Source organism: Muribaculum sp. (assembly GCF_029051885.1).
Taxonomy (GTDB): Bacteria; Bacteroidota; Bacteroidia; order Bacteroidales; family Muribaculaceae; genus Muribaculum.
This window is the reverse complement of record NZ_JAIDKI010000077.1, coordinates 19,827-27,205: the sequence shown is the minus strand read 5'-3', so window position 1 is coordinate 27,205 and position 7,379 is coordinate 19,827. Positions and strand designations below refer to the sequence as shown.

General features: G+C 54.0%; 8 protein-coding genes. All 8 read right to left on the bottom strand.

The features are described from left to right. Positions 1-587 (bottom strand): tetratricopeptide repeat protein (locus tag K2I50_RS03425; protein ID WP_301024843.1); only part of this gene is annotated, 587 nt, incomplete at its 3' end. 3 nt (positions 588-590) lie between these two features. After that, a complete protein-coding gene (locus tag K2I50_RS03420) occupies positions 591-1,622 on the bottom strand; it encodes a vWA domain-containing protein (protein ID WP_301024842.1) in 1,032 nt (343 codons plus the stop codon). A 14-nt stretch (positions 1,623-1,636) separates the two neighbouring features. Beyond that, the gene (locus tag K2I50_RS03415; protein WP_301024841.1) at positions 1,637-2,623 is read right to left on the bottom strand and encodes a vWA domain-containing protein; all 987 of its coding nucleotides are present in this window, start codon (positions 2,621-2,623) and stop codon (positions 1,637-1,639) included. Next, on the bottom strand, positions 2,623-3,675 hold the full coding sequence (locus K2I50_RS03410) for a cell wall anchor protein (protein ID WP_301024840.1): 1,053 nt from the start codon (positions 3,673-3,675) through the stop codon (positions 2,623-2,625). The genes K2I50_RS03415 and K2I50_RS03410 overlap by 1 nt, the downstream gene beginning before the upstream one ends. A 20-nt stretch (positions 3,676-3,695) precedes the next feature. After that, positions 3,696-4,571 (bottom strand): DUF58 domain-containing protein, encoded by an 876-nt coding sequence (locus K2I50_RS03405; RefSeq protein WP_301024839.1) that lies wholly within the window; start codon positions 4,569-4,571, stop codon positions 3,696-3,698. 90 nt (positions 4,572-4,661) lie between these two features. Further along, entirely contained in the window at positions 4,662-5,657 is a 996-nt protein-coding gene (locus K2I50_RS03400) for an AAA family ATPase (protein WP_301024838.1), read from the bottom strand. A gap of 137 nt (positions 5,658-5,794) precedes the next feature. Then, the gene (locus K2I50_RS03395) at positions 5,795-7,096 is read right to left on the bottom strand and encodes an HU family DNA-binding protein (protein WP_301024837.1); all 1,302 of its coding nucleotides are present in this window, start codon (positions 7,094-7,096) and stop codon (positions 5,795-5,797) included. Next, positions 7,093-7,374 carry an HU family DNA-binding protein gene (locus K2I50_RS03390; RefSeq protein ID WP_301024836.1) on the bottom strand — a complete coding sequence of 94 codons (282 nt, stop codon included), beginning with the start codon at positions 7,372-7,374 and terminating at the stop codon, positions 7,093-7,095. The genes K2I50_RS03395 and K2I50_RS03390 overlap by 4 nt, the downstream gene beginning before the upstream one ends. Positions 7,375-7,379: the final 5 nt, after the last annotated feature.

The following is a 7,379-nucleotide window of genomic DNA, read 5'->3' as shown; positions in this document are numbered from 1 at the left end:
TTCTGCTGGTCTTTGTTTTGGTCCTGCTGATCCTTGTTCTGGTCTTTATTCTGGTCCTTGTTCTGATCCTGATTCTGCTCCTGCTCCTGTTTTTTCAGCTGGGCAAGGCGCAGATTTTCTCTTGCCTTGTCGTTGTCGGGATTCTTACGCAAGGCCCCTTTATACATATTAATCGCCTGGTCGTACTGCTGCTGGTTGAACGCCATGTTGCCGAGATTGTAGAACGAGCGCTCGCTGATAGCATCATCACCGGCAGTCTTTGCAAGATCGGAGAGAAGCGACTGAGCCTCGGCCATAGGATTGTTCTCATTGTTAGGATCGGCGTTTCCGGCCTGACGCAAAAGCGACACAGCAAGATTGTACATTGCTTTCTCGCTCATGGCATTCTGCTCGAGAGCCTTGCGATACTCTACTTCGGCTTCGGCGAAACGCTTCTCCTCATAGAGTTTGTTGCCGGCCCTTATATGGTTGCGCTCCTTACGTGTCGACGTATCGGTGGCGTCGCCGGCGGCACAGGCTACCGATGGTATCGTCAGCAATGCTGCTGTAGCCAATGCTGTAAGTATGTTGCGTTTAAGTAGTGACATAGGCTATTTACCAAAGAAGTTGAATTTCTTGAGCCATCCGATCTTGCGTTCAGGCAGAAGCATGTCGGCGATAAGAAAAGCGAGTGCGAGCCATGCGAATACGGGGAACTGCTCGGCGCTGGCTTTGTATGTTACCTTCTCGAGCGACGATGTAGCGAGTGTCTTCAACTGCTCGTCGACATCCTTTACCACACTCGACGAGGCTCCCTGCACGTAGATACCGTCGCCGGCTTCTGCTATCTTGCGGGCCATCTCCTCGTTGAGGCGTGTGGTGACCGGCGTGCCGTTGTCATCGCGCAGGAACTGGCCGTCGCGTCCGATAGGAATCAGCGCGCCCTTGGCCGAGCCAAGACCGATGACATCGACCTGTATGCCCTGCTTTGCAGCGGCCTGTACGGCGGCCACAGGGTCGTCCTCGAAGTTTTCGCCGTCGGTAATCACGATTATGGCCTTATGCACATCCTCGTCGGGCGAGAAAGATGTCACAGCCATATCGACGGCAGCACCGATAGCCGTGCCCTGGGTAGGCACCATCTCGGTGGATATGCTGCTGAGAAACATCTTGGCGGAAGAGAAATCGCTTGTGACAGGGAGCTGCGTATAAGCGTCTCCTGCAAATACGATGAGTCCCACCTTATCGTTTCCAAGTTTGTCGAAAAGTTTCTCAAGAATAAGTTTGGCACGCTGCAGACGGCTCACTCCGCGCGGGTCGTCGGTCGATGACGCGAGCATTGAGTTGGACACGTCGAGACATACCATCACTTCGATACCCTGCACCTCGCTTACCTCCTCCTTGGCACCGGCACGCGGGCGTGCGAGCACAATCACAAGAGCGGCCAGAGCTACCAGCTGGAGCACCAGCTTAAGCGCCGGGGTATAGCGCGAAGCCTCGGGCATAAGGCCGGCCAGCACTCCCGGATTGCCGTAAAGGCGCAACCGGCGGCGGCGTGTATAACGTGCCCACAGGAAGAGTCCGGCTACGGCGAGCAGCACGAACATCAAGTATAACAGTCCCGGATTGGCAAAACTAAACATAGTGAACTCAGAGATTAGGGTAATGTACGTAGCACCGTACGGCGCAGGATTATCTCGGCAATGAACAGACCGAAGGCAAGCCAGGCCCACAGCATGTAGTCATCCTCGGTGTGGGAGAAGTGTCTTACATCCATCTGGGTCTTCTCAAGCTGGTCGATTTCAGCAAAAATCTCCTTCAGGACGGTATTTCCGGTAGCTCTGAAGTATTTTCCACCTGTCGAGCGGGCTATATTCTGAAGAGTAGCCTCATCAATGACCACAGGCATCGGCACGTAGTCTATGCCTCCGAAGTAGTTGCGCTGCGGCGTGGGTGCGGTGCCGTTTCGTCCCACACCGATGGTGTATACCTTTATACCCATCTTCTTGGCGATTTCTGCGGCTGTCATAGGCGCCACCACACCGGTATTGTTAGTACCGTCGGTAATAAGGATAATGCTCTTGCTCTTGGCCTTGCCCTCCTTTATACGGTTGATGGATGTGGCCAGACCGTCGCCTATGGCGGTACCGTCGTTGAGCATACCCATGCGGATATCCTTTATATAGTTGGTCACCATGGCACGGTCGGTAGTCATAGGCAGGGCGGTAAAACTCTCTCCTGCGAAAATGACAAGACCGATATTGTCGCTCTCGCGTCCGGCGACAAAGCGTGCGGCGACATCCTTGGCAGCTTCGAAACGGTCGGGTGTAAAATCGCGTGCGAGCATCGATGAAGATATATCGAGCGCCAGCACAATGTCGGTACCCTCGGTTGAGGAGGTGCGCCAGCTGTCGCGGGTCTGCGGACGCGCAAGTACGATAATCACACATCCGATAGCTGCCAGGCGCAACAGAAACAGAAGATGTATGAGATACTCCTTATACGAGCGCGGAAGCCCGGCATAAGGGCTCACCGTGGATATGCCGAGAGCCGGGAAGGCCGAGCGGTGCTTCCACACATACCAGGCTATCAGCGGTATATATATCGTGAACAGCCAAAGATATTCCGGATGGGCAAGCTGCATTATTTTATTGATTCAGAGTTAGTGATTTCAGATTTCGCGGCATCGGCCGAGGCGGCGGCATTGCCGTCGGTGGCTGCGTCGCCGGCAGGTTTCTCAACAGGCTTTGTATCCTCGACAAATCTTGTGGCCATAGTGAAGCTCTTGATATTGTCGTCGGGCAGCGGCCTTACTTTTGCAAACTTGACAAAATCAGCCATCTCGAGAATCTGTTTCATCAGATCGGCCGACGGACGGGTCTCGTCATGGCGGCTTACCTGCTGCATAATCTGTGTGGATGTCATCTCCATGGCGTTTATGCCAAAGCGCAGTTCCAGATATGTACGAAGAATCTCGGTAAGACGGGTATAGTACTCCTTCTCATGGCCGTTTTCACAGAGTTTCTCACCCTTGAGTCTCGTAAGGGCCTGCATGGCCAGTTCGTAAGGAGGAACAGGTTTCTTCTGAGGCAGTATGCTTACCACCTTCTTCTTGCGGAAGAACAGAATTGCCGCTACTGCGAGGATTACAAGGGCGCATATCAGTATCACCCACCAGTAGTCGACAATAAAGTCGGGAATGAAGTCCCAGAGCTTCCATCCGCCGTCGACGGTATCCGCATAGTCGTGGACCGTACGCAGTGAGTCGACGCTTACCGGGATTACCTTAAGCGGCAGGTCGTTTGACATGATTGTATCGCCTCCGCACACATACACGAATGGCGGTATTGTATACAGCCCGGAATCAAAAGCCTGTATTATGAGCTGCTGACGTATCTCCTCTCGCCCGGAACCGATATCGGACGTATCGGGCCGGCCGGCCTCAACCAGGTCGATAGCGGAAGTAAGCGTATCGCCGACATTAAGGAAGTGGCCCTGCACCCCGCGGTCCTGCACGATATCCACATGCAGTGTGGTCTGCTTTCCCATCAGTATGTAGGCCGAGTCGAGACTGGTCTTCAACTGCACAGGACCGGCCGCCAATGCACCCGTTGCGGTGAATACACACAGCAGGATGGCCACACGGCGCAGTGTGTGCCTTAAGAATGTTACGGTTGAGGGGGTAATATGTTTCATAATAATCATATTCGGAACGTTTACCTTACGCCGCGCTTTTTGAACAGGCCCATGAGCGACTTGACATAATCCTCGTCGGTAGCAATCGACGCATAGTCGACACCACACCTGTTGAAACGGTCGGTCATCACCTGCTGACGCTCGTACCACCACTTGTTGAATGCCTTCCGCACACGTCCGGAGGAGGTGTTGACCCAACGCAGGGCTCCTGTCTCAAGATCCTGTACGCGCATAAGCCCGACATCAGGCAACTGGGCGTCGCGGCGGTCATACACCTGTATCGCCGTAACGTCATGCTTGTTGTTGGCAATCGACAGAGCGCGGTAGTAATCGCCCGAGTCGATGAAGTCGGAAATGAGGAAAGTGGTACACCGCTTTTTCAGCGCGTCGGTCATGTAGCGCAATGCCAGCGATATATCCGTGCCGGTATGGTCGGGAGTGAAATCGAGCAATTCGCGTATGAGAAACAGGATGTGGCGACGCCCCTTCTTCGGGGGTATGAACTTCTCGACATGGTCGGAAAAGAATATCATGCCGATCTTATCGTTGTTCTGAATGGCGGAAAATGCGAGAGTGGCCGCAATCTCCGCAATCATCAGACGTTTCTGCTCGCCCATGGCACCGAAATTACGACTGCCCGACACATCGACAAGCAGCATCACCGTCATCTCGCGCTCCTCCTCGTAGACCTTGACATAGGGCCTGTTGTGGCGTGCGGTCACGTTCCAGTCGATGTCGCGTATGTCGTCGCCATACTGGTACTCGCGCACCTCGCTGAAGGTCATGCCGCGTCCTTTGAATGCCGAATGGTATTCTCCGGCAAATATATTCTGCGACAGACCTTTGGTCTTTATCTCGATCTTGCGTATCTTCTTGAGTAGCTCGTTAGCGTCCATAGGATAATAAGGGAATCAGCAGGTGGGTGTATGAAAATACCGCATCATACGGTCCGGCAACCCGGCATGGGGAAGGCCGGACGGCATGAATCAGGGCACCTCAACCTTATCGAGAATTTCAGAGATTACGTCGTCGGCAGTGATATTGTTGGCCTCGGCCTCGTAGGTGAGCCCCAGACGATGGCGCATCACATCATGGGCAACGGCACGCACATCCTCAGGCACCACATATCCGCGGCCGCGCAGGAAAGCGTAGCTGCGGGCGGCACGTGCCAGTGATATTGATGCACGAGGCGAAGCGCCGAAGTCGATTATCGACACAAGGTCGTTAAGGCCATAGTCGGCGGGGAAACGTGTGGCAAACACTATATCGACGATATAACGCTCGATTTTCTCGTCGATATATATCTTCTCGCATACCTTCTGAGCCTCGATTATCTCCTGCGGACGGAGCAGCGGACGCACTTCCTTGCGCTCGTTGGTGATGTTCTGGCGTATGATGAGCTTCTCTTCCTCTTTTGTAGGATATCCGATCACTACCTTCAGAAGGAAACGGTCGACCTGCGCCTCGGGCAGTGGGTATGTGCCTTCCTGCTCGATAGGGTTCTGTGTGGCCATTACCAGGAACGGCTCGTCGAGACGGAATGTATTGTCGCCGATAGTCACCTGACGCTCCTGCATGGCCTCGAGAAGAGCACTCTGCACCTTGGCAGGAGCACGGTTTATCTCATCGGCAAGCACGAAATTAGCGAAAATAGGGCCTTTCTTTACCTGAAACTGCTCGCTCTTCACGCTGTAGACCATTGTACCTGTAACGTCGGCAGGCAGAAGGTCGGGAGTAAACTGTATGCGGCTGTACTTTGCGTCGATTACCTGCGCGAGAGTCTTTATAGCCAAAGTCTTGGCCAGACCGGGCACACCCTCAAGGAGCACATGTCCGTTGGACAGAAGGGCTATCAGCAAAGAGTCGATAAGATGCTTCTGGCCTACAATAGTCTGATCCATACCGCGCTGTATCATACTGATAAAGTCGCTTTTGGAAGCCACAAGATCGTTGAGCTCGCGTATGTTTACCGATTCACTCATAATAGGAATGTATTAGGGTATATTTAGTATTCTAAGATGCAAATTTATTAATTCTAACAACTCAAGCGTTAATCGCGATTGTTAAAATTATATATATATCCTTTAGGTTGTTAAAATCCTCAATTTCCGGACCGGATTCAGCGACGTCCTTTAGTACGGCGTTCAATCTCGCCTATTTTGGCGGTGGCACGGCGTACACTCGCCGGGTCGGAAGCATCGATATTGTATTTCGAGGCCGGCGGAATCACGACAACAGTGCCGGGGCGTATGCGGTCGGGATTGCCGATTTTATCGGCATTTTCTTCATAAATATATACCCAGAAGCAGTGGTTGCCGTAATACTTACGGGCCATGGTGGTAAGGTAGCGGTGGCCGCTTACTGTATCGGTGACAACCTTCGGGGCCGGTGTCGGGGTGCTTACGCTCTTGGCGACAGGTGCTGCACTCTCAGCCTCCTCAGCTTCAGGCGTGGCTACCGGCTCCGAAGCCGGCTCAACAGCCTGAGGCTCGTCGGCAATCTCTGTCAGAAAGCCGTCGGACGGAGTTGTCTCTTCTACCATCTCCTCATCGTCGCCCGTGTCGTATGTGCTGTCGGAGGCATTGCTCAGATAGCCCAGACTGATACTTAGCAGATAGCCCAAAGCCATGCCTACAAAGACTCCGATAAGCAGCATCAGCCATGGGTTAAGTCCGGAGCGGTCGCGGTAAACGATTACCGGCTCTCTATTGTCCGACGAGTCGTCATCGTCGCTGAAGAACTGTTGCTTCAGACGCTCGGCGCTTTCAGCCCGCTTCTTTCCGCCCGGAACTTCCGGATTATTCTCCGCAACCGGCATCTCCACAGCAGCAACAGCAACGGGAGGAACTACGGGAGCTTCGAGCAGTTCGGGAGCGCTGTCGGCTATGAGGTCGGCCTCAGCCTCTACTTCAGCGGCGGCAGGCTCAGCAGGAATTTCAGCGACACTGCCGGCACATGCAGCCTCATCGCTCTCCTGTGTATCTTCCTTACCAGCTGTCTCCTCCTTGGGCTCTTCATTTTTATCTTCTTTATCTTCGTCGTTCACGGCAGTTTTCTCAGCCTCATGGTCTGCGGGACTTCCGTCGACAACAGCAGGCATGTCTGCAACGACAGGCGCGGGAGTCTCCGACAGGTCGCTTTCCGACACTCCGGCAGCCAGTGCTACAGGCTCGAAAGCGGCAAACGGCTCATTGACAGCCTCGGCAAGCGCCTGGTCAGGCGCCCATACGACAGCCTCCTGCGACGGTTCGCCCGGAGCGAATGTGCCGATACCGGTGATAGTCACACGCTCTCCGCGGGCAAGCGCTTCGGTGGCTTTGTCGAGCAGTGCGCGCAGAAAAAGAGCAGCCTCCTCGTCGGTGCATCCTGTGGCTCCGGCTATTGAAGACGCAATACGGTGGAATGTCATCTTGTCGTTCATGGGCGTTCTGTGATTTTTCTTCGCAACAATGTGCTGGGATTAAACTGAATGGTTATCGCCGGAGGGAGGAGGAGTTTCCCGCCTCGGTCGAGGTCGTCGACAATCTTTTCGTCTTCTTTCAATGTAGTAAAAGTGCCGAAACCGGGCAGCAACACAGTGTCGCCGTCGACAAGCGCGTCGCGCAGAGCCGAGGCAAGCCCTTCGACAAGAGCCTCCACATCGCGCTCGGGGCGATGCAGTTCGGCCGACAATTCGGCCACAAGTATATTGTTATCCATCGGGG